Source organism: Vibrio kagoshimensis (genome assembly GCF_050337535.1).
In the GTDB taxonomy this organism is placed as follows: domain Bacteria; phylum Pseudomonadota; class Gammaproteobacteria; order Enterobacterales; family Vibrionaceae; genus Vibrio; species Vibrio gallaecicus.
In genome coordinates, this window is the sequence record NZ_JAKJSZ010000015.1 from 50,243 (window position 1) to 73,728 (window position 23,486).

A 23,486-nucleotide genomic window follows, 5' to 3' on the forward strand; every position below is an offset into this window, starting at 1 on the left:
ATCACTCTTTTCTATACTGAAATAAGAGTGAGATTTTTTTGCAGTCTTGTTTCATAAAATTCACGATTCTGTCATGATTCTCCACCTAGTATGAATGGGACAAAGAGAGAAATCATATGACTAAAAATAATAAGCCGACCAAAATTGTTTTGGCACACATTAATGACACCCACTCATACTTTGAACCAACGTCATTACAGCTATCACTAAATGTGAATAAGCAAATCATCGAACCTTATGTTAGTACTGGCGGGTTTGCTCGAATCGCAACACGTTTTAAACAATTAAAAGATGAAGCAACAAGACAAGGTAAGGGCACACTGTTTCTGCATGCTGGAGACTGTTTCCAAGGTACTTTGTACTTTTCATTATTTAAAGGCAAAGCGAATGCCGACTTGTTGAATGCTCTGAATATAGATGCAATGACATTGGGTAATCACGAGCTTGATATGGGTAATGAACCGGTGGCTATCTTCGCTAAAAAGATTAAGTTTCCTTTACTGGCAGGTAACTGGGATTTATCGAATGAAGATATCAATAAAACTCATACCTTATCTGATAACCCCATTATTAAGCCTTACATCCCTGAAACCCATAGCGCGACTTTTATTACCAAAGATTTTGATGGAGAAAAGATCGCAATCTTTGGCTTAAGCATCGATAAAATGGCAGACATTGCCAACCCAGATCTGGATACGCCATTTACCTCCGCATTGAATACAGCGAAAGCGACGATTGAACAAATTCACCAGCAAGGGATTAACAAAATTATTTTGCTCAGCCATTTAGGCTATGAAGCAGATTTAGATCTAGCGAGCAAAATTGAAGGAATCAGTGTCATCGTGGGGGGGCATAGTCATAGGTTACAGGGTGACTTTTCTGGCGTGGGTTTAGTAAAAGATGATGAATACGGTGTCTTAATTGATGGCACTTATGTCGTTCAAGCCGGTTTCCACTCTATGAGTTTAGGTCATTGTGAGATTGAGTTCTCAGCTGAAGGTGAAGTCATAAGTTTTAACGGAAAAAATGAGTTGCTTCTGGGGCGCCGATTATTTTTAGATGCCAAAATGAGTGAAGAAGGCAATGATCAAGCCCATCAGTTTGCATGTAACTATTTGCACCAGCACCCCAATATTATTGTGTGTAAGAAAGACTCTGGCATTCAGAGCATTCTTGTTGATAAGTATTTACCAAGAGTAAGAAAGCTTCAGCAACAAGTGATCGCTTCTACAGATAAAAAACTTCGCCATGTGCGAGTGCCTGATGAACAAGGCGCAAGTGAATTAGCCCCTCTTGTTGCGCAGTCTTTTCATTACATGATGAATAAGAAAGGGCACCAAGTTGAGTTTGCTATCCATAATGCTGGTGGAGTCAGAAATTCACTTAATGCCGGCGATGTATCTGTGGCAGATATTGCCGGAAAACTGCTTCCGTTTGCCGTGCCTATTGGCGTTTATACCGTACTGGGCAGTACAATGATGGCAATGCTAGAGGGGGCAATTAACAATTCAATAGACAATGGTGTAGTGGGCACGGGTACTGGTAGCTTTCCATATACCCATAACCTTAAATTCTGTTATCACAAAGAACACCCGATCAATCATAGAATCAGCCACTTGGAAATTTACACGGAAGCGATGGGATGGCAGAAGGTCATACCTAATCAAACCTATATAGGTACTTCATCTGCTTATACCATGAAAGGTAAAGAAGGCTATGGTGCAGTATTAGATATGCTGGATGAAGGATTGGTTACTAATGTTTCAATGGCCGATTGTTTCATCGAGTTCTTGACCGATCAACCTCAAGCATTAGGTAATAATAATGGCTATGATTGCCTCGCGTGCGTTTGCGAAGGGTAATGTACAGATAGGTAATATGGCTGAAAATTTTCGAAAATAAAGGTGTTAACTCGCGTACTTTCGGTATGGTTTTTGCTCTATTTTTCTTGACCCTAATAAAGGATATTAGGCTTGGGAGAAATCAGATGTGGAATAAAGATTGGGTAGATGCAGTTGTCGTTGTAGGTTGGGTTTCAGCTTGGTCGGTACTGGTTTATTTTGTACCTATTTCTGGTGTCTAGAATGTTCCTAATACCGTTTATTATGTTTTCGTATTAGACCTTAGCTCTTAATTAAAATGCAATTAATGTATAGAAAAAACATAATAATCAGCCCTATAGAAGTAACATTCTTACTACAGCGTGATGACATAAAAGGAGCGAAATGCTCCTTTTGTTTATTTTGGTAAAATTTATATAGACGTCAGAAAATTTGAGGACTACTATCCACTCGTTTGGGGAGTAGTTAGCGCAAGTTTATTTATCGTCATCTCGTTAAGCCAAAGAGCTTATCCGGTAAATAAAGGTGAAATCCCAATTTCACTTCAACGAGACCAACGCAATCAACATTGAGTAACACTGGATCTATACAGTGTTTTTCTTAATTAGTTTTGTTTGCGGAAGGTCTAATGAAAGTCCTTCCGCCCGGAGGGATAATGAACCCAACTGAATCTATATCATCAATTAGTTCCACCGTTTCAAGCCTCGCTTCTTCAGGCTTAGACACTTCAAGCTCAGTTATATCAAACTTAGTTAGCGCAAGTATAGCGACTGCAAGTGCTGTTAACTCTAGCTCTGTAACTGTAAGCTCTGTGGCATCGAGCAGTGAAACTGTATTGAATTCATCAAGTACTATTACTTACGCTTGTTTCTTCTTGTTAACGCTTGTTCTGGTTGCTATTGATATCTATCAAACACGCGGCGTTAATGTCACGATCAAAAAAGCTGGCACTTGGAGCGTTTTCTGGATAATGCTCGCATTCGTTTTTGCAGGCTCCATTTATTTATTCTGGGATGTCTATTCACCTTCAAGTGATTACTCGCCTCAGAAAGCTTCTATCGCGTTTATAACGGGTTATTTATTAGAGAAATCACTGAGCGTTGATAACTTATTTGTATTTGCCATGATTTTCGGTCAATACCAGGTACCTGAGCATTTAAGACCTAGAGCATTATTATGGGGTGTAATAGGGGCGCTTGTCCTACGAGCGATTATGATTGCTGTTGGCGCTCAGTTGCTCGCTCAATACCATTGGGTTCTCTATGTATTCGCTGCTTTCTTAATTGCCACTGGTGTTAAGCTTGCACTAGACAAAGGTGAAGACAGTATTAGCCCTTACCCTGAAAAATTACTGCGTAAAATTATGCCTGTGAGTGATAGTTTTCACGGTAATGCACTGCTAATTAAACAAAGTGGCAAGTGGCTCTTAACACCAATGATGCTAGTAATCGGTGCAATTGCAGTGATGGATGTGATGTTCGCTTTAGATTCGATTCCTGCAATCTTTGCAGTGACTCAAGAACCATTCTTAGTATTAGCTGCGAACGTATTTGCACTACTAGGATTACGATCACTGTATTTTGTGCTTCAAGGTATGATGGATAAGTTTATTTATTTGAAACCTGCTTTATCGTTCATTATGGTTTTTATCGGTGTAAAAATGTTGTTGGTCGAAAGCCAATGGGCAATTCCAACCTTTGTTTCACTGGGTGTTCTAGTTTCAACTATGCTGATTGCAGTTGTGGCATCCGTATACAGTAAAAAAACGGTCATCACTTCCTAAGTAGCAGTTCAAGATAGTAGCCAGTCATTATCCATATGACTGGCTATTTACTTTCATTCTCATCAAAATCAATGCCCCTATAAAGACATCATTCTTTATTCGTTTTATTGCATCTTCCAATCAATAATTTATCGCTTTGAATGATGATTCATTTTTGATTGATACAGTTCATTATTATAAAAATCATACAGACACCATCCTACTAATACTTTTTGGAATATAGGCATGAAGAATATGCCGTTCACTATATTTTGTTTTGGTAAACCGATGCAAAGTAGTAATAAATAATCCTTACTGGTTTCTTACGTTAACAACAAAATAACTAATCAAAAAATATGGTTAATATAGAATGGGAGGGGCTGTGTAAAATAAATTGTGTAAAAAAATTGTGATGCAAAGCATGCGTAAATGGTAGTAAATTATGCGAAATTCAATAAATAAGCACAATTTTGAATTTGTATTCAATTATATCGAATGCATAATCAAAGAGATTGTTAATGGTTTGTTTTATTAGAAAAACTAATCTGAATTAGGAGTTTTTGTCATTTTGTAATTGTCATAAAAACACTTAATATTCTTCTCAACGAAACGAATCACACAAACAAATTTATAGAGAGGCAATCATGGCTCAAGCAATTCAAATGAATACTATCGCTGTTCCAAACTCTATGGATAAGAAAACCTACTCGGTTAACTTCAAAGGACTGATTGCTCACATTCTAGATATCTTATTTGTAGATAACGCTCCAAAAAGCTACTACGCAAATGATTTATCTGGGCACATGCAGAAAGATATCGGTATGTACCGTTAATTTTCGCAAATGAATTATAAACGCCAGCTAATAAAGCTGGCGTTTTTGTATCTGAAAGAAAAACAGCGTTGTTGCGGTCTTGTAGAGTAGGCTTCCACTTTCTATAGGCTGTCCAGATGCTTCGAATCACTCCTTTTCTTTTAGCGGCTAAGATTTTAGTTGCGCTCCCTTTCTCTACTGTTGCACAAACGTGGGAACATCAAGGGAAACCTGCCCAAGTTATCGAGCTGTTTACTTCGGAAGGCTGCTCCAGTTGCCCTCCAGCCGATCAATATCTAAGTGAGTTTCAAGATAAGCCAACACTTTGGCAGGAGTACATTCCTGTTGCCTATCATGTCGACTATTGGAATTATCTAGGCTGGGAAGATAAGTTTGCCAGTGCAGCATTTAGCCAAAAGCAACGCTTATATAAAGCTTATGGTGTAACCAGTGGCGTCTATACCCCGGGTTTTATTGTGGATGGAAATGAGTGGCGCGGTTATTTCAATTGGCTAGAGCGATCATTACCAGAATCAGCGACTAAGGAACGATCATTGTTAGCGCTTGAAAAGCTGGGTGAAGAGTATTATATCCGTTACGAGAAGAAGGGGGAGTATATTGCTCATATTACTCTGCTTGCCATGGATGAGATCACTGAAGTGAAAGCTGGTGAGAATAAAGGAAAATTGTTAGAGCATGACTTTGTGGTGCTGTATGAAGGAAACATGAAAGCTTCATCTGATTGGCACTTTACTATTCCTGAAAGTCTGTTAATTGCTAAAGCAGATGCTGTTGCCGTGTGGCTAACCAAACCGGGCTCTTTCAAACCAGAGCAAACTGTTGCAGGCTGGATTAAACCTTAATTATCAATAGGTAGTAGCTTGATTGTTTAGTTTGCTTAGGAAATGCAATTTAACTCACTCATCAAGCCATAAATACGTTAAAATACGCCGCTATTATCTTAGCTCTGAGCCTTTATATTCATGACTACCGCTAAAACGCCAAACAACTTTACTGAACTTGGTCTTATCTCTCCACTGTTAGCTCGATTAAACGAGTTGGAATATCAACAACCAACTCCTATTCAAGCACAAGTCATCCCAAGTGTTTTAACTGGTCGTGACTTAATTGCAGGGGCAAATACAGGTTCTGGTAAAACTGCCGCTTTTGCTCTTCCTTTATTGCAAGAGTTGTATACCAATAAGCGTGAAGGTGTCCATTCTGGTAGCAAACATGGCAAGGGTAACTTTGTTTCAAACCTAATCCTTGTTCCTACCCGTGAATTAGCAAAACAAGTTGCTGATAGCGTGAAGTCTTACGCAACGCATTTTAATGGCGCAATTAAAACGGTTTCTGTTTTTGGTGGTGTATCAGCAAATACACAAATGCTGGCTCTACGTGGTGGTGCGGATATTCTTGTTGCGACTCCTGGTCGTCTACTTGACCTTATTTCAAGCAATGCGGTTAAGCTGGATAAAGTAAATACGCTGGTTCTTGATGAAGCAGACAGAATGCTAAGCCTAGGTTTTACTGAAGAGCTATCTGAATTACTGGCTTTGTTGCCTAAACAAAAGCAAACACTGCTGTTTTCTGCAACTTTCCCAGAGCAAGTTCAAGCTCTTACTCAAGAGCTATTAAATGATCCTGTAGAAGTACAGCTTCAAAGTAATGATGCTTCAACTCTTGTTCAGCGTGTATTTACTGTAGATAAAGGAAAAAAGACAGCGCTGCTTGCACATTTGATCAAAAAGCACGAATGGCGCCAAGCGCTGATCTTCGTAAATGCTAAGAATAGCTGTGAACACTTGGCTGATAAGCTTTATAAGCGAGGCATTATTGCTGAAGTATTCCACGGTGATAAAGGGCAAGGCGCGCGTACGCGTATACTTGAAGACTTTAAATCAGGTGAAATTGATGTACTGATTGCGACAGATATTGCTGCGCGTGGTTTAGATATCGAAAAATTGCCTGTTGTTATCAACTTTGATTTACCAAGAAGCCCTTCAGATTACATGCACCGTATTGGTCGAAGTGGACGCGCTGGTGAAGTTGGTTTGGCGCTATCGTTGATTGATTACGAAGATTACCATCATTTCAAAGTAATCGAGAAAAAGAACAAGATTCGACTAGAGCGTGAGCAAGTTGAAGGTTTTGAAGTTGATGAAGAAGCGACAAAAGAACTTCTAGAGGCAATCAAGCCAGTAGCGAAACCGGCTGGAACGGGAAAGAAGAAGCGTAAAAAAGCGCTATCAAATCATGATATTTGGCTAAGAGATTACTAAACTCTCATGAATGAAAACTAAAGGCGCCGTTGAGCGCCTTTTTTGATCATGCGATAAAGAGATACTGATAAAGGAGAGTTGAGGGTAACCCCATTAACTTAGTGAGATATTAGAGCCTACTTCTAAAAATTCCAACAAACATACTCGCTAAGATAGCTTTTAATAATTAAAATACCGGCTGAATTTATTAAATAAAGTTGTAGCTTATGTCATTTCCACCATGCCCTAATTGCCAATCTGAATATGTTTATCAAGATCAAACCCATCTTGTATGCCCTGAATGTGCCTATGAATGGAACCCATCAGAAGTTGAAGAAGCTTTCACTGTGCATGATGTGAATGGAAAAGTTTTGGAGCAAGGTGATAAAGTCACTCTGGTAAAAGATTTAAAAGCAAAAGGCAGTTCTATAAATCTAAAAATTGGTACGAAAGCTGTTATCAAACGGATCATTGAAGGAAAGGATCACCAGCTTGATTGTAAGCTTGATGGCGCAGGCGAAATGCTCGTTACCGCTAAATATGTGAAAAAAGCATAGCTCATTAATGCCATTAATTTAACAGCTTAATATTACTTATTTTTAATCGTAAAGGTGCCTGTTTTCATGGAAGAAAGAAGTCAGAGTTATCTAGATAAATACCTAGAGTCATTAGCCCCAGAAGTGACGAGCCAGTACCTCCTTTAGTGCCGACTATTACTGTGCAGATGAACACAATGCCAACATCTGTGCGGAGCTTATTCTACGTGGAGAAAAGCAAGCTTCATGTAGTTTAGAGTATTGGTACAGTCATGAAGGGGAGATAATGCCAGAAATTGGGCACCTGCAAGTCGTGACCAATTGGAACGGTGACCCTGTATGTATTATAGAAATAACTTCCGTTTCTAAATGTGAATATATAGGTGTTACTCCTGAATTTGCAGCGGCAGAAGGTGAGGGTGATAAGACTTTAGTTTGGTGGCGTGAGGCCCACTGGCGTTTTTTCTCAAAAGAATGTGAAGAATTAGGTATAGAACCTAGCGAAGACATGATGCTCGTTCTAGAGCGCTTTAAAGTCGTTTGTAAGTAAAGTCATTACATAAAAACACTGTTCAAAATCCGACTTGTTAGATACCATTTATAAATTAGGTGAATGGTATCTAGGAAGGTATACATGAAATTTTTAATGCTGCTTAGCGTGCTTTTTTCTACAAACGCCATCAGTGCTGATGGGAGTACTAATGTTACTGAAGAGGATCATCAAGAATTTCAAATGCTTAATCAGGGTTCTAGCAATAGGCAAGAAGCTAATAACATCAGTGATGATTCTCGTGACTTCCAGCTGTTCGGGTATAAGCCTCTTAAAATAGAACCTCACTTAGAATCACAAGCTATTTGTGAAAGTATTGTGTGTGAATCTATAAAGGAAGCAGAGTCGGTTCCGGTTATTGGTGATGTGCCAAAGCGTGAAGGCAATAAAACAATAGAAGCGCTAACAAGTGCTATCTATATTGCTGGTGAAATTGGACTGGCAGACAATCGTGCCGAACCAGATCCTGAAACCCCAATTTTTGATTAACCTATTTAGTTTAGTTTTGTGTTAATAGGAATTTAGTATCATCCTTGACTACCAATTAAATATTCAACCATTCGGTGTTTCCTGTGCGCAATATAAGACCTGTTAGTGCATAAATAATACGAAAAGTGTTCATTTGGTTAGCTTTTTTAGGGGTTTTAAAATTAACTGTATGTATATACAGTTAACTGTTGAGGTAGCGTTCTATACTGTGTAACCTAGACTTTTGCAAATTGGAGTTAAGTAATGCGTAGATCGCTGCAAAACAAAGTAATCGATGTTTGTACCAAGAAGATTCAGCAAAAAGGTGAGGGTGTTGGAGTTTCATTCTATGCTTTTTTTGCAAATAAGAATGATGATCCAGAGCTTTTGATGGAAGCTGCAACGTGGTGGATTAAAAAACATGAATTAAACCACTTTGAAAAAGCCAAGAAAATAATAGAAATGGTGCAATCTGAGCTTTGATAGCAATTTAACTGAGGAATCTAGAGCCTTCTAAGCAAATCTGTTCTGAGATCACTTGAGCGTAAGCCTTGTATTGACTACAATGACGCACTTTTATATATACACTAGGTCATGAAAATGAGCGATACTAATTCAAAGCCAGCTTTACCAGATCATCTTGCTGGTAACCCTCGTAGCCCGCACCATGTTGCTGAATGTTTCGAATACCCAATTGGCATCCGCCTAAACGGTAAAGAGCGCACGGATGTTGAGGAATACTGCATCAGTGAAGGTTGGGTAAAAATCCCTTCACCTAAAGCTTTAGATCGTCGTGGACAACCAATCCTAATTACGTTGAAAGGCACTGTAGAAGCTTTCTACATTTAAGCTTTTACACTTTAGCTTTTAACTAAGCTTTTGAAGCTTATGCCTTGGCATCTTAATATCAACGTGTAGTACTTATCTCATAAGTTATTGCACGTTGCTTTTATCTCCCATCAATTACCCTCATATCTCATCACTTTTCATCGCCATATTTAATTCTCTCTTTATCTGTAATTTTTACCATGTTTCTCACTTGATCATTCAACCAATCATTCGGTTTTTGTATCGTATAAGCTTATTTGAGAGTCCGTATACTGCAATTTCGATCTATAACTTTTCCTATGATTATCAAATTCTTTATCAGTGATCTGATAGTATTTCACATCTTAAAATCATTGTTATAATTCTCCAAACAAGATTCAACTTAGAGCTTAGAATGAGAAAGAAATACACAACAGAAGGGAAGTCACAGCCTAAGAAAGGCAAGGTGAGTTATCCAAAACTAGTTTTATGCGATGTGTGCGTACGAGAGTTCGTTGTAATCAGTGAGGGTGATAGAACTTATGAGCCTTGTGAAAAGTGTGGTGCTGACAGTTAGTTTTAGCATAGAAATCACTTGTGGTGTGATAATTTAAGAGGTGAAAAAATGAAGTTTATTTGGTTAAAAGTACTCATTACTATTTTGGTGTTTGCTGGTTTATTTGGCATTGTGTATTACAAAGTGGCAAGTGGGATTAGCTAGTAGGTTACTCTCTTTTATAGAATTACGGTCTTGTGGTGAGTGAATAGTAACCAGTTTTAACTCAATATATTTTGTTCAAATATTAAAAAAGGCGCTCTAATAGCGCCTTTTTACAATCGTAGGTTTCAACTCGTTTAATTCTACCTACTGAAAATTTTAGTCAGTAAATTAAGACGCTAAAATTATTTCTTACGGCAGAATTCAGCAATAACGTACATAGATTGTCCGCCATTGGTTTTACCAGAAACTAGTTTCGGATCATCACCAACGCTGATACCGCGAATAACAGTACCTTGCTTAATTACTTGGTTTGTACCTTTAACTGGCAAATCTTTGATTACTGTTACGTCGTCACCTTTCTTAAGCTCAACGCCATTCACATCGAAAGGTTTATCGTCGGCAGACATACCGATTTGTGCCCATACTGACGTCTCTTCTTCAAGGTACATCATGTCTAGAAGGTCTTGAGCCCAGCTTTCAGCATTTAGACGAGTCAATTGACGCCAAGCCGTTACTTGAACTGGGGCTTCTTGGCTCCACATGCTGTCATTTAGACAACGCCAATGGTTAATATCTTTTGGCTCATCAATCTCACCAAGGCACTTATCACACACCATGATGCCGTGATCCACAGTTACGTGGCTATGTGGTGGTACTGCGTATGCAGTTAGTGAAGAATCAGAACCACATAGTTCACATTTAGATTGGCAGCGTTCTAGCATAGTTGCTTCAGAAGACATAATGGACTCACATTTAATAGGTATTAATAAGTCGGCTATTATCCACTTTATTTGCAAGAAAGAAAGAGGTCGTACGGTATTCTGTGCCGATTAATTTTGATGAAGTAAAACATTTGTATTGTGGTAGGTAAACACACGGTTAAGTAACGGAGCAAATCGATAAAGATAATAGAATTTGGAAGAAAAAGAACAGTGAATAGGAATGAAAATGCCAGCGATTAAGCTGGCATTTGTTCGTTCGACTTCTCAATAAAAGCGACTAAGTGCTCTTAGAAACCTTAAGCTTCTTCGAAGTCTAAAGGTTCATAGAGGCTTAAGGGTTGTTAGAAACTTGCGCATTTTTAGAAGCATCAAGTAGAGAAGCATCAACGTTCAAAGTACCTGTTGCATTACCTTGAGTTAGCGTGAATTGAACAATTTGCGAGGTCATCTCAGTGTTTGCAGCTACGTCATTCACACTTTGTGGCGTGATTACTGTTGAGTGCTCAGCAAAGGAAGCTGCATCAAAATAAGACGCCACTTTTTGACCGCTTGCATCACGTGCAGTATTCACTAGTGACAGCTTGTTAAACAGTGGCTCAGTGCCTGCTGTTGGTACGGTCGCTACAGAGTTGGGAATCGTTTGATCGTTAGCGGCTTGAATACCAAGAACAGGTCCTGTTGTTGTCGAAGCAATATTGAATGGGTCTACATTATCAAGCACGGTTTGAGCGGCAAAAGTGAATGAAGAAAGAGTTGAATCAATAGTTGCTTTAACTACTTTCTCTTCTGCAGATGCTGAGTCATCACTTATAGTTGTGTAGTAAGCAGTAAAGCAGTCACCACCACTTATATCTTGCGTATAGCAATTAGTGGTGTAGTGAGTTCTATAAGCTGCAACACTTGAAGCACTGACTGTATGCTTAATATCAGGAGAGAAAGTTCCTGAGTTGAGCAAGAATGGTGCTATACCACCACCTGGATTTGACAAAGTCGCGCTCGTATAGCTGAACATTGAATCGATAGCAGGGTTAAGCGTTGTATTACCTATAGTATACGAACTGATGCCCGTGATAGCTCCAATTGAATGTCCAAATAAAGAGACATTGGTTTTATCAAGGTTATTGAATGCCGCGTCAGAAGCCATATTTAAGGCATAACGAAGACCTAAGCCATCAATTGCACTCTGTCTAATGTTGTCACGAGCAACCGGTAGATATTCAAGATTCATATATACCGTTGGGTTTGAAGGAGTGGTGACAATTTCAGGGCTAAGTAGACGTTGACCATGTAGTGGTTGGTCAATCGCAATTACAGCGTATGGCTTAAACGGCGCATCTCCAGACATTGCACCACCAATATGCTGCATCGCAAATGCGTAAGCACTTTCTTTAATATTGGTAATACCATGTTGATATTGCAGAATCGGTAAATTGCTATCAATAGCTGCACCTTCAGGTACAAACATAATGAAAGGTACAGATTTCACAGCGCGAACTTGCGGTACTGCACTGTATTTCGTCATGATACGAGTACTATCGAGTTGGTCGCCATTAGCAAGTGTTAGCTTCTCACCAATTAATAATTTTTGGTACTCAGGATCATAGAGCTGAGTTGCAGGGTCGGTAATACCTAAGCCTGCAAGTTGAGTCGCGATCGCCACTTTGTCACTGTCGCTTCCTGAACTTAGCGTGCTTAAAATCGTTAGCACACTAGGCATCGCGCTGCGCCATGGCGTTTTCTTCCAAGCGTCGTCTTCTAAAGAATCAGATAAGAAATACGGCAACTCAACGATGCCGCGATAAACCTGAATAGAAGCGATGTTAGGGTCTGCAAAGTTTGTATCGTAAGCTGTTGCCAGCTTATCGGCTGAATCTTGGCTAAAAGCAGTCGTAAACATCTCGTCATTTTTAACCGCGGTTGCAAAATCTTGAACGGTGCTTGAAACTGCCGTGCTATACAAGCTATCTAAAGTAGTGGCAGAAAGATTATTCGGGTTCGCGAGGTTCTTCCAGATGTCCGAAGGCGCTACGTTTGGCATAACAGTTTGAGCTATCGCGGCTTTCGTACCGTTCATCACGTTACCCGCTGAAGCCGTGGTAAACCAAGATGAATAAATAATGTCATCTGAACTGGTTACTTGACCATAGCCGGCAAATAGAGCTTCAACTTGGTGGATGACCTTTTGCGGAAGATCTAGCGATCCTGCTTGATCAATGTCAGTGGTTTTTAATGAAGCATAGGACTTAGAAGTACCTAGTGATTCATCTTCACTGTCCATAATAGAATCAGTTAATGCGTAAATATAATCAGAACCTGGCTCCAAACCTTTAAGAGGTAATACTTGAATGGTTTTTAAATCACTCGAAGCAACCAAGTAGTCAACGCCAGCGGTAAGAGGTGTAAAGTTAGACATTACGCCAGTACTTAGGTCAACATCAACTTTCGCTACTTTAACGCCACTATTCAAGTGAGCACTAAATGGAATTGTACCCATCATCACTACATCATTTTTGAGTGTTCTATCACTTGGCAAGTTAGTGTTGATGGTGAATGGCATGATAGTACTCCAACCATCGGCTTCACCCATTGCCACCATAGGGTCATTAAGCTGACCAGTAGAAGAAGAACTTAAAGGAATGTTTAGAGTATGGTCGCTAGTATCAAATAAAAGAAATGACGGCAAAGGAACGTCTGCATCGCTTCCTAATAGGTTGAAATTGATTGATGAACTGCGTGCAAGCGATTCATTAATGGCATCAGAATACGGTGCACTCGTTGAAGTGCCACTACTTCCGCTGTTGTCACCACAACCTGCAAGTAACAAAGCGGAGCAGACTAGAGATAAAGAAAATTTATTATTCATTTTATGTTTTCCCGATAACTTAGTTGAATGTGTAGTTAAGTTGAATTGCCGATAAGTAAGCAACAGCTTCAGATTCAAAGGTTAACTTTTGCCCAGCAGCGTCTGTTTCTGTAAATGAACCACTCTTACTTTGAACTAATGCAAATGCAGCATCGAGAGTCATGTTTTCAGAAACCGTGTAGGTAAGACCTGCTGAATACCAGTAACGATCGCTATCAGGAATACTCAACGTCGCTTCACCAGCTTGTTCGTCATAAGCCAAACCAGCGCGGATTGTCCATTCAGTATTAATCGTGTAGGTACCGCCTACAGACCAACGTTGGTTATCGTCATAGTGTTCTTCTTTAAGGAAACACACACCGCCATTACAGTCAGGTGATGTAGCTTTGAGTTCTTCAAAGGTGCTCCAGTTAGTCAGTTGCCAGCCGTAGTGAACTGCCCATTGGTCATTCAATTGGTGGAATGCTGATAACTCTAAAATGGAAGGCAAGCTAATTTCTAATCGACCAGTGGTTTTACTTTTAGAAGGATCAGAAATGATTCCGCCGTAGTAGTCAGTAAATTCGCCATCATCAAAATCAAGGTCGACAGCAGAACGATAACCAATACCAAATCGATTGTTTTCATCAAGTTCGTACAAGCCACCTACGTTCCAACCAAAAGCAAACGTCTCACCCGTCATTGAAATAAGCTTGTCACTGGCAGAGCCACTCAAAGGAAGGCTGCCTTTGTGTCGGTTTAATTCAGCTTCTGCATATACAAGGTTAAGACCTGCACCAATACTAAAGCTCTCATTAAGACGATAAGCGATGCTTGGGTTCAAGTTAACTGAAACCAGTGAGGTATCACCGGCTAAATCGCCTGCGAATATGTCATCTGGGTAATCGGTTGCTACGCCGTAGGCGGTAAACATACCAATACCCCATGCCCAAGAATCATTAATTGGGCTGATGTAATAGGCCGCAGGGACAAATTGCATAGGTGCGACATCACTTGATGTTTGGTTAAAGTCATTATCATTGATTTTTGTCTGCGTGATGTCCACTTCAGGATCAACAATAGATAGCGCACCTGAAAATTGTGCAGTATCAAATAAAGTCATCGCAGCCGGGTTTCGTGCAAGTACACTTGCATTGTCTGCAACTGCACCTTCACCAGAAAATGCACGTCCAAGACCTGAAGCAGAGTGTTCGGCTACTTGGAAGCCAGCAGCGAGTGTATTGCAAGCAAATAATACGGATAGGGAAACGAGAGAGCGTTGTACTGTTTTCATCCTTGACCCTCCTAGGGCATCAAATCTCATTCTTATTATTGAAAACACATAGAGCACATTTATTAAAGTTACTCATTTGTAAATGATATGTTAATTCAACATTTTATTAAAAGTCAAAGAGTGGAGAGATATTTTGTGAAGTTATGTTTTTAGGGGGCGGGACTTTAACACTAATTATATTCAAATTATCAATGATTTATGTGTGGTTGGAGGTGTGACCAGACTTGTTGTGTTACTTTGCTGTTCAATTAGTGTTCAGTTGCTTATTTTGTAACACCTTTGTTTCTGTTTACCTTGAAAAAACTAATCGGCATAATGTGATTCCACTTATTCGTACAACATTGGAAAGAAAACTTGGAATTACTCGCAATAGAATTTCTTGGCAAACCATTACGCTTAGAAGGTTCGATGGCTGGTTGGCAACAATTGTTTTGGAACAATACGTTAGTTTCTCAATTGGATGCGCATTCAGATTCAAATAAAGAGAGAGCGCATACTTTTGTGCTTAAAGCAGATGAAAAAGAGATTCATTGCCAAGTAAGTGTTGAAGTAAATTGGCAGCCCTTTCATTTAGGTTACCGCGTAACTGCTAATGATGAGGTAATGGCTAGTGGTACTAGAGATACCAAAGATATCGAACAGCAAAAACCATTTGTGGCACCTAAGGCTGAAAAGCGCTTTAGTTTAATTGGTTTGGTTTCTCTGGGCATGAAAGCATTAAAAAGTGCAAAACTGATTAAAGTCGTCTTGGCTTCAGCTAGTTTAGCTGCGTATTCATGGTTATTCTCAATTCAATTTGCCCTCGCACTCATAGCTTGTTTGATGTTTCACGAATATGGTCACATTCGTGCCATGAAGTATTTCGGGATGAAAACAAAAGGGATCTATTTAATTCCATTTTTAGGCGGACTAGCTCTTTCAGATGAGAAAATTAATACGCGTTGGCAAGATGTTGTCATCTCCATCATGGGGCCATTCTTTGGATTAATTCTATCTATCATCTTCACGGTATTGTACTGGGTAACAGGTGAGATGTTCTTTGCAGGGCTTGCTGTTTTTAATGCTTTATTGAATTTGTTCAACTTGCTGCCCATTCTTCCTTTAGATGGTGGGCATGTATTAAAAAGTATCAGCTTTTCAATGAATAGCATGCTGGGAATTGTATTGTGTGTTGCTGCTGCAATTGCTGGTGTGGTGATCAGTTACCAAATGAACTTAACGCTATTTGGCTTCTTACTTATAATGGGCAGCGTGGAAATTCTTATCGAGTGGAGAGGTAGGCATCATAGTCATTTACTTCCTTTAGACAAGTATGGGCAACTGTTTTCCTTTGCTTGGTATGTAGGGTTAGTAAGTAGTCTTATAGGCATTATCTGGTATTTTGCCTCGACGGGTGATGAGTTGTTGAGTTTGCCGCTGCAAATCTTGGGGACGTAAATCTAAATAGACCATTATTTATTCTTAATAAAAACGAACGGCTAGAACCGTTCGTTTTTATTTGGATCTTACCATTAAGCTTTGCAATTAGGCTTGGTCGCTCCATAGCTAGGTAGCGTTTTTATGGTAGCTTGCAAGTCTTTGATACGAGTATCATGAGAAGGATGCGTTGATAGCAATTCTGGCGGTTGGCTGCCACCTGAAGCTTTTGCCATGTTCTGCCATAGGTTAACGCTCTGTCTCGGATCAAACCCAGCTTTCGCCATATAGTCTAATCCTACAATATCTGCTTCAGATTCTTGAGTTCTTCCATAAGGTAAAATAACCCCATATTGAACCCCTAAACCCAGTGCTGCCATTGTCATACCTTGGTATTGGCTGTATTCAGAAGCACCAATCGCCACATTAGTAATTTGAAGTCCAGTATTCGCTAGTTGAGATTGAGACAGACGTTCATTACTGTGGTCAGCAATTACGTGAGCAATTTCATGACCAATTACGGTTGCTAGCTGATCTTCATTTACTGCGACTTTAAGTAAGCCAGTATAAACACCAATTTTACCACCAGGTAAAGCAAAGGCATTGACTTGATCACTCTCAAAAACCACGACTTCCCACTCACTGAATCCTTGTTTAGGGATATGCTGTGTGATGCTATTTGCAACGCATTGAACGTACTGGTTGGTTTTTGAATCTTTACTTATTGGCTGTTCAGCTTTCATTTGTTCAAAAGATTGAGCACCTAGCTGTGACATATCCTGATCTGAGAACAGCAGTAATTGATTGCGACCAGTAGGTGATGCACTACATGCTGTTAAGCCTGCTAAAGCGACAAGAGAAGCCACCTTCATCCATGACGTCATAAAACATCCTCGTGTAATAAGTTTTTTTTGCATGTTAACATTAACTTACATCATTCCGAAAACTTCTTCATAGTATCTGAACGATAAATAGCACTAATAATGCGTAAATTTTAATTGAGGATTAAACGTGAGCATTTGGAAAAAAGAAGTCGATCTAGAAACATTAAACGCCACATCAAAAAATACTTTGATTGAGCACCTCAATATTATTTATACAGAAGTGAACGACAATTCCTTAGTTGCAACTATGCCTGTATGCCACTTCACTCATCAACCACTCGGTATGTTGCATGGTGGCGCTTCTGTTGTACTGGCTGAAACATTAGGTTCTTTAGCTGCAAACTTTTGCGTAAGTGAAGATTACTACTGTGTGGGTTTAGACATTAACGCTAATCACATTCGAGCAATGCGTGAAGGGCATGTGATTGGAACGGCAGAGCCTGTTCATTTAGGCGCCTCTACTCAAGTATGGCAAATCAATATTACTGATGAACGAAAAAGGTTAGTTTGTACCAGCCGATTAACCATTGCGGTTAAGAAGCATAAGAAAGCTAATCAATGAGAGGGTTAAATCGATTAATTAGTGCCAGTGCTTTACAACACAGGTTAGTAGGTCTAATCGAGCGAAAGCACCCCAACATCAAGAAGATATATTAAGTAGGCAGTATATGGTTATTACTTTTAAAAGCGGAAAAATTATCGTCACTGCGCATGAACTTGTCGTTCGACTTGAAGGAGAGCATAAGGTCACCTTACAGGCTCAGGTTGATTCTATACAGTTAATTGGCAATGGGGCAAATGTAATATCTGCCAATGGTTCAGAGTGTAAATGGTCAATTAAACTTGATAATGAACAACAATTAAACCAGATCTCTGCTGAATTGTGCTGCGCAATTATCTGATAGATTTGAAAAGTTTTTGTTAATCGTGCTTTGTATGATTGATCTCCGTTAAGAAAATGAGGAAACTGTAAATAACTTCAGTTATATAAGATTTCCTCTTTATGAGCAGCCCAAGACTCCGCGTTCAATTCGAAACGCTATTCAAACATTGCGATGGTAAAGATACAGACATCCAGCTTGAAGAAATTACGGATGTTTTATGTTGTACACGCCGAAACGCGAGAATCGTCCTCAATAAGTTAGAAGAGGAAGGTTGGATTGAGTGGCATCCTGCTGCTGGGCGAGGGAAGTTATCTAAACTTAACTTCAAGCAAAACCGTAATGATGTTAGCGAAAACCTTGCTCGACGTTACTTGGAAGAAGGCAAAATTGGTCAAGCACTGACAGTATTAGATAGTGATGCAGGGAAACTGACGCAAGTTATCCAACGTTATTTAGGCGTTCAATATCAAGAGGGTGAGCAGGTGATTCGCTTGCCTTATTATCGACCTCTTTCAATGTTAAACCCATCCAAATCTATGCGCCGCTCAGAACAGCATATAGCTTGTCAGGTATTCAGCGGTTTAACTCGCCTTGATGATCATGACAAATTACAGCCAGATCTTGCGCACACATGGCAATCAGTGTCTGATACTCACTGGCGTTTTTACCTTAGACCAGGGGTTCGATTCCATAATGGTGAACCGCTTTTAACTGAGCATGTAGTGGTTAATCTTCTGGCTTTAGAGTCTCTGAACATGTTTTCGCACATTAAAGATGTGACCTCTTCAGAAAACTGGGTTGTAGATGTATTTTTAACCCGCCCTGATAAACATTTCCCATTAGCTTTAACTGAATCAAGTGCCAAAATTACTTTGCCTCAAAGCTTACGAGGTGAAGACTATGATCTTAAGCCGATAGGTACTGGACCATATAGAATTGAAGCTAATAATGAAAAGCGCCTCGTTCTGCATGCTTTTGATGGTTACTTTGGCTTTAGGCCTTTAGTCGACCGAGTGGAAGTATGGGTTGTCGATGAAGCCTACTCTTCTATGGTTTATCCAAGCTTGTCTAAGCCAGTGATGGCAGATAGAGGGGAGAGTGATGAAGTCGAGCTTGATCCAGGTTGTACCTATTTATTGCTTAATAGAAGGTCTGGTATTGCGACCGATCCACGATGGGCAATCTTCTTATCCAATGCACTAAACGCATCTGACCTATTTGCGCACATTCCTAAAGAAAAAGTTATCGATTTAGGAGTACTGCATGCTTATGGCTTAAAACCAGGTTGGTATGATATTAAATTAAGCCCAGTGGAAGCACCGCCAACTAATAACAAAGAGATCACGGTTGCTTATCACTTTCAGCATCCAATGTTTCCAATTTTGGCGAAAGCAATTGCCAAAGTATTAAAATCATACGGTGTGGCAGTTGAATTCATCACTTATGATCACACTCTTCCAGAACCTGAAAATGTGGATGTTTGGATAAAGCCAATGGGTATATCGAATAACCGTGATGATGCCCTTGCTGGCTGGTTGATGGATTACAGCGACATTGAATTATTGAGCCCTTTGGATGATTTTGACGAGTGGTGCCAGTTAGTTGATCAATGGCGAGCTGGTGAGCATGATGCATTTCCAGCTAGACAACTAGGCAAGCAGCTAGTTAACAGTTATCAGCTGATTCCTATGTTTCACTGTTGGCTGGGTGTCAATAAAGATCAGTGTGGTACGTTGCAAAATGCTAAGTGTAATGCGCTTGGCTGGTTTGATTTTAGCCAAGTGTGGGTTAAGCCTGAATTGAATCGATTAAGTTCATAATGAAAGAAACAATAAATGGATGTATAGCATTAAATGACTACTGATTGGATGAAAACAAGCTTAATCACAGCGGTTACGCTGGTGGCTTTTGCTGCTAACTCAGTGCTTTGCCGCTGGGCTCTCGCTGATCAAACGATAGATCCATTTAGCTTTTCATTGATCCGGCTGTTCTCTGGATCATTCACTTTGATCATCATTCTGCTATCAATTCACTTATATCGCTATATAAAAAGAGAATCAGGTAAGAAAAGCCAGCTTAAGCCATTTAAGAACCTTTTAGGCGCAATACAGGTAAAAGCTAAGCCAGTGGTTTCATTAATGGTTTACATGTACGGGTTCTCTTTCGCGTATATCGAACTAGGTGCTGGGTTTGGTGCGCTAATATTATTCGTGATGGTTCAATTTACAATGATTGCCGCGCATGTTTTATCAGGGCATTCACTATCAAAATCAGACACTATTGGATGCATGCTTTCCATTTTTGGTCTTGTTTATTTACTCTTTCCCAATGACAAAAATGTCCAGTTTGATTTGACTGCTATCGTATTAATGGCTGCCGCAGGCATTGCATGGGGCTTTTATACCTTAGGAGGTAAACATTCAGACCAACCACTACAGTCCACGACTTTGAACTTCGTTGTCGCTTCGGCCATTTCGTTATTGATTGCTCTTATATCGTGTTTGTTTATGCTGGCTATGAATTGGACACCTGAAGGTATGTTAGCAGTAACCAGTAAAGGGGCAGGTTATGCAGTACTTTCAGGAAGTGTGGCTTCAGGAGTTGGATATACTTTGTGGTACTACGTGGTGAAAAAATTGCCAACCGTCGTAGCCTCTGTTTCTCAACTATCAGTACCAGTGATAGCGACCTTGGGTGGCGCGGTCTTTCTTTCTGAGCCAATTACTCTGCACTTCATCATTTCTTCAACAATCATATTGATTGGTATTTTGATTGTTTTACTTTCCCCAAAGAAGTTATCCAATGGCAAAACCTAATAAAAAACAGCCAACCAAAACTGTCGAGATCTTTTGTAGTAAATGCAAGCAGCAACTCTTTAAGTACCGAAAAGGTGGTAAAGGTTCTTTAGTTAAATGCTTCAAAGAAAGGATTATCGATGACTACACAACGACCCCTTGTTATTGCCCAAATTGCGGAATTGAATTTGCACGAGATACATTAGTGAGGGGCACTCCTGCATTTAAAATGATAGGCGGCAAAGTAACCATGAAATGATGTCGATAAAGGCTGATAAACTGGCACTGTCTCGTTACAAAGGCAATGCCAGTTTAGTAATTAGTTACTGTTCTTTGATTCGACCTTGTACCTTCAAAAGCACAAGTGAAACTAATGCCCCCGAAGTGTCACATAACATATCTTTTTGTGCGTCCCAAATATCACCTTGAGATCCAAGAAACGCAATCCCTTCATCTCCACCAGCAATAGCAGCATACCACCACTCAATTATCTCATAGCCAGCAGCAACACTCATGATCGCGAATAGAGAAAATAAGACAGCAACCGTTGGTTTACAGTGCTTCTTACGCATAAGGAACTCAGCGAGCGGGTAAGCGTATAACCCGATAGAAAAATGAGCGACCCGATCAAAATTATTTCTTTCTGAGCCAATTAAGTTGTTAAACCAATCGAAAGGGACTTCTGAAAATGTGTACTTAGATCCAATAGTATGGAGTATGAGCCATATGAACATAAGCATGTAAGCTGTCTTTGAAAACGTATGTTTGGTTGAAGCCCAGAAGATCCCAAACAGGATCCCGATAGCGGGAATTATTTCAGCCAACCAAACTGCTCGAGAGAGAGGGGAAATTGCGCTAAACATCAATACCGTAAGATACAGTGCTGACAACATCAATAATGTTTGATTTTGGCGAATTGGAAGATGAGTCATTATTGTTGTCCTTATGATTTTTTTGCATGATTACATAATTATGAACACTGTTCAATTGTGGGTTATTCACTAAATTTGTTGAAAAGTCAAAGCACCGCCCAGTATCTAATCAAACGATTGCTTCTATTTCATTAAAGTTTGATTTAACGCAAAGCGCCCCCTAAAATCACGCCACAAACACATAAAAAGAAAGAAAGTCATGAAACTGGAAACTGTCGATTACCTTGCTGACGATGCTGCAGAACAATTCGTACGCTCACTACGTGAAACTGGATTTGGAGTTCTGAAAAATCACCCGATACCAAAAGAGTTAGTTGAGTCAATTTACGAAAATTGGTATCAATTTTTTATGTCTGAAGAGAAAGAAAAATTTCACTTCAATGTTGAGACACAAGATGGTTATTTTCCACCATCAGTGTCGGAAATTGCTAAGGGTCACAGCGTTAAAGACATTAAAGAATACTTCCATGTATACCCTTGGGGTCAAATGCCTGAAGATCTAAAAGAACAGATTTTAGATTACTATCAGCGCGCGAATGCTTTCGCTCAAGAGCTGTTAGGTTGGGTTGAGGCTTATGCTCCACAAGATGTTCAAGATAAGTTTTCTATCGCACTTTCTGAAATGATTAACGGTAGCGAACAAACTCTACTTCGTGTTCTTCATTATCCGCCAATGCAAGGTGATGAAGAGCCAGGTGCAATACGTGCAGCAGCGCATGAAGACATTAACCTGTTAACTGTTTTGCCTGCGGCTAATGAACCGGGTTTACAAGTTAAGTCTAAAGAAGGCGACTGGTTAGATGTACCTTGTGATTTTGGTAACTTAATTATTAACATTGGTGACATGCTACAAGAAGCTTCTGGTGGTTATTTCCCGTCAACGACTCACCGTGTTATTAATCCATCAGGTGCTCGCCAAGAGAAATCTCGTATCTCCCTGCCGCTTTTCTTGCATCCAAAACCAGAAGTTGTGTTGTCCGAAAACTACACAGCGAATGAATATTTGATGGAACGTTTAAGAGAATTAGGCGTAATCTAATCAATATGATTTAAAGTGGGTTACACCACTTTTATCAAAACGGTATTATATGAAAAAGGTCAGCCAATGCTGACCTTTTTGCTATGAATATCAATAAATGGGCATGTGTAACAGTGAATAAACTCGACAAATAACAGAGTATAGATTTCAATTAGATCAGGCTTATCTTTAAATTTTCTCAATAGTGGTTTTATATATATGTCAGAAAATCAGAGTATTAGTGCGACATTTCAGAGCCATATGGAGAACCCATTACTGTGGCCTATTTTAGAAGTGCTAAGAGGAGCGCCATCTGGTTGGAAAGTTCATACTCTTGCTGCTCATTTGAATGATCTCGGTTTAATGCCACTTCTAGACAGTGTCCCTGAAAAGGACCTGTTCAAGCGAAATTTCCTTATCATGAATGCCTTGTATCAATTGCAAGAAACCTTATATCCAGATAACTGGTTACAGGTACAAGCGATGGATATTGAGTTAATAGCGAACTTAAAGTCTAATCAAAATGCGATTGATCATGAAGATCCTTTACGTGACTATTATGTGCATTGGCACAATTACGAAGCGGATGAAGGTGAAGTGAAACGGCTTCTTAATGAATTTTGGACTCGATACCGTAAATTTGTGGGGAGCACAAATGGTGTGGATATGGATAGAGCCAAAGCTTTAAGCCTATTTGAATTACCGATGGACGCGACTCAAGTTGAAATTCGTAAGCGCTGGCGTAAATTAGCCTTAAAATGGCATCCTGACAGAGACCAAGGAAACACGTCTAAATTCAGAGTTCTGTGTGAGGCATGGAATATTTTGCGCCATTAATTCTAGATTCAATTTAAGTGAGCATCTTGTAGGCGATAAACGTAACTGCTCGATAATAGATATAGATATAGATATAGATATAGATATAGATATAAGAAGCTTAG

At 39.6% G+C, this 23,486-nt stretch carries 23 protein-coding genes and 1 pseudogene; 19 read left to right on the plus strand and 5 right to left on the minus strand.

Annotated elements, in window-relative coordinates:
* The first annotated feature begins 116 nt into the window (after nt 1-116).
* The 11 genes and pseudogenes from L4C37_RS15110 (at nt 117) to L4C37_RS15160 (ending at nt 9,614) form a co-directional block, all read left to right on the plus strand.
* Nucleotides 117-1,862: a bifunctional metallophosphatase/5'-nucleotidase gene (locus L4C37_RS15110; protein ID WP_429769068.1), complete on the plus strand. Its 1,746-nt coding sequence runs from the start codon at nt 117-119 to the stop codon at nt 1,860-1,862.
* Between the two features lie 634 nt (nt 1,863-2,496).
* Nucleotides 2,497-3,624 (plus strand): TerC/Alx family metal homeostasis membrane protein, encoded by a 1,128-nt coding sequence (locus L4C37_RS15115; protein ID WP_429769069.1) that lies wholly within the window; start codon nt 2,497-2,499, stop codon nt 3,622-3,624.
* Between the two features lie 623 nt (nt 3,625-4,247).
* Nucleotides 4,248-4,436 (plus strand): hypothetical protein, encoded by a 189-nt coding sequence (locus L4C37_RS15120; RefSeq protein ID WP_137374187.1) that lies wholly within the window; start codon nt 4,248-4,250, stop codon nt 4,434-4,436.
* Nucleotides 4,437-4,552: 116 nt separating this feature from the next.
* A complete protein-coding gene (locus L4C37_RS15125) occupies nt 4,553-5,278 on the plus strand; it encodes a DUF1223 domain-containing protein (protein ID WP_429769070.1) in 726 nt (241 codons plus the stop codon).
* Between the two features lie 120 nt (nt 5,279-5,398).
* A complete protein-coding gene (locus tag L4C37_RS15130; RefSeq protein WP_273297125.1) occupies nt 5,399-6,697 on the plus strand; it encodes a DEAD/DEAH box helicase in 1,299 nt (432 codons plus the stop codon).
* A 206-nt stretch (nt 6,698-6,903) separates the two neighbouring features.
* The gene (locus L4C37_RS15135) at nt 6,904-7,233 is read left to right on the plus strand and encodes a zinc ribbon domain-containing protein YjdM (protein ID WP_429769071.1); all 330 of its coding nucleotides are present in this window, start codon (nt 6,904-6,906) and stop codon (nt 7,231-7,233) included.
* Nucleotides 7,234-7,299: 66 nt separating this feature from the next.
* Nucleotides 7,300-7,762: pseudogene (locus tag L4C37_RS15140) on the plus strand (ASCH domain-containing protein).
* 84 nt (nt 7,763-7,846) lie between these two features.
* A complete protein-coding gene (locus L4C37_RS15145) occupies nt 7,847-8,251 on the plus strand; it encodes a hypothetical protein (RefSeq protein ID WP_429769072.1) in 405 nt (134 codons plus the stop codon).
* Between the two features lie 243 nt (nt 8,252-8,494).
* Nucleotides 8,495-8,713 carry a DUF6500 family protein gene (locus L4C37_RS15150; protein ID WP_429769073.1) on the plus strand — a complete coding sequence of 73 codons (219 nt, stop codon included), beginning with the start codon at nt 8,495-8,497 and terminating at the stop codon, nt 8,711-8,713.
* Nucleotides 8,714-8,830: 117 nt separating this feature from the next.
* On the plus strand, nt 8,831-9,079 hold the full coding sequence (locus tag L4C37_RS15155) for a DUF3297 family protein (RefSeq protein WP_137374194.1): 249 nt from the start codon (nt 8,831-8,833) through the stop codon (nt 9,077-9,079).
* A 373-nt stretch (nt 9,080-9,452) separates the two neighbouring features.
* A complete protein-coding gene (locus L4C37_RS15160) occupies nt 9,453-9,614 on the plus strand; it encodes a hypothetical protein (protein WP_167494055.1) in 162 nt (53 codons plus the stop codon).
* 326 nt (nt 9,615-9,940) lie between these two features.
* Here the strand turns inward: L4C37_RS15160 and L4C37_RS15165 are convergent, their stop codons facing one another.
* From L4C37_RS15165 to L4C37_RS15175, 3 genes are all read right to left on the minus strand, one after another.
* Nucleotides 9,941-10,498 carry a PhnA domain-containing protein gene (locus L4C37_RS15165; protein WP_137374195.1) on the minus strand — a complete coding sequence of 186 codons (558 nt, stop codon included), beginning with the start codon at nt 10,496-10,498 and terminating at the stop codon, nt 9,941-9,943.
* Between the two features lie 313 nt (nt 10,499-10,811).
* Nucleotides 10,812-13,343, minus strand: a complete 2,532-nt coding sequence (locus L4C37_RS15170; protein ID WP_429769074.1) for a VolA/Pla-1 family phospholipase — start codon at nt 13,341-13,343, stop codon at nt 10,812-10,814.
* A gap of 19 nt (nt 13,344-13,362) precedes the next feature.
* The gene (locus tag L4C37_RS15175; protein ID WP_429769075.1) at nt 13,363-14,616 is read right to left on the minus strand and encodes a porin; all 1,254 of its coding nucleotides are present in this window, start codon (nt 14,614-14,616) and stop codon (nt 13,363-13,365) included.
* Nucleotides 14,617-14,970: 354 nt separating this feature from the next.
* Between L4C37_RS15175 and L4C37_RS15180 the strand changes: the two genes are divergently transcribed.
* Complete coding sequence (locus tag L4C37_RS15180) at nt 14,971-16,053, plus strand: site-2 protease family protein (RefSeq protein WP_273294366.1); 1,083 nt, start codon at nt 14,971-14,973, stop codon at nt 16,051-16,053.
* A gap of 74 nt (nt 16,054-16,127) precedes the next feature.
* On the opposite strand, the gene L4C37_RS15185 is transcribed toward L4C37_RS15180, so the two are convergent.
* A complete protein-coding gene (locus tag L4C37_RS15185) occupies nt 16,128-16,916 on the minus strand; it encodes a M48 family metallopeptidase (RefSeq protein ID WP_429769076.1) in 789 nt (262 codons plus the stop codon).
* Between the two features lie 127 nt (nt 16,917-17,043).
* Here L4C37_RS15185 and L4C37_RS15190 point away from each other — a divergent pair, with 127 nt between their 5' ends.
* The 5 genes from L4C37_RS15190 (at nt 17,044) to L4C37_RS15210 (ending at nt 20,854) form a co-directional block, all read left to right on the plus strand.
* Nucleotides 17,044-17,478: a hotdog fold thioesterase gene (locus L4C37_RS15190; protein ID WP_372265908.1), complete on the plus strand. Its 435-nt coding sequence runs from the start codon at nt 17,044-17,046 to the stop codon at nt 17,476-17,478.
* A gap of 106 nt (nt 17,479-17,584) precedes the next feature.
* On the plus strand, nt 17,585-17,818 hold the full coding sequence (locus L4C37_RS15195) for a DUF3389 domain-containing protein (protein ID WP_372265907.1): 234 nt from the start codon (nt 17,585-17,587) through the stop codon (nt 17,816-17,818).
* 101 nt (nt 17,819-17,919) lie between these two features.
* Nucleotides 17,920-19,620 (plus strand): SgrR family transcriptional regulator, encoded by a 1,701-nt coding sequence (locus L4C37_RS15200; protein ID WP_273294359.1) that lies wholly within the window; start codon nt 17,920-17,922, stop codon nt 19,618-19,620.
* Nucleotides 19,621-19,668: 48 nt separating this feature from the next.
* Nucleotides 19,669-20,616, plus strand: a complete 948-nt coding sequence (locus L4C37_RS15205; RefSeq protein ID WP_429769104.1) for a DMT family transporter — start codon at nt 19,669-19,671, stop codon at nt 20,614-20,616.
* Complete coding sequence (locus L4C37_RS15210; protein WP_429769077.1) at nt 20,603-20,854, plus strand: hypothetical protein; 252 nt, start codon at nt 20,603-20,605, stop codon at nt 20,852-20,854. Before L4C37_RS15205 ends, L4C37_RS15210 begins: the two co-directional genes overlap by 14 nt.
* 64 nt (nt 20,855-20,918) lie before the next feature.
* Here the strand turns inward: L4C37_RS15210 and L4C37_RS15215 are convergent, their stop codons facing one another.
* Nucleotides 20,919-21,527, minus strand: a complete 609-nt coding sequence (locus tag L4C37_RS15215; protein WP_429769078.1) for a DUF2238 domain-containing protein — start codon at nt 21,525-21,527, stop codon at nt 20,919-20,921.
* A gap of 199 nt (nt 21,528-21,726) precedes the next feature.
* Between L4C37_RS15215 and L4C37_RS15220 the strand changes: the two genes are divergently transcribed.
* Both L4C37_RS15220 and L4C37_RS15225 read left to right on the plus strand, forming a co-directional pair.
* Nucleotides 21,727-22,566: an isopenicillin N synthase family dioxygenase gene (locus L4C37_RS15220; protein WP_137374205.1), complete on the plus strand. Its 840-nt coding sequence runs from the start codon at nt 21,727-21,729 to the stop codon at nt 22,564-22,566.
* A gap of 198 nt (nt 22,567-22,764) precedes the next feature.
* The gene (locus L4C37_RS15225) at nt 22,765-23,382 is read left to right on the plus strand and encodes a DNA-J related domain-containing protein (RefSeq protein ID WP_137374206.1); all 618 of its coding nucleotides are present in this window, start codon (nt 22,765-22,767) and stop codon (nt 23,380-23,382) included.
* Nucleotides 23,383-23,486 lie beyond the last annotated feature (104 nt).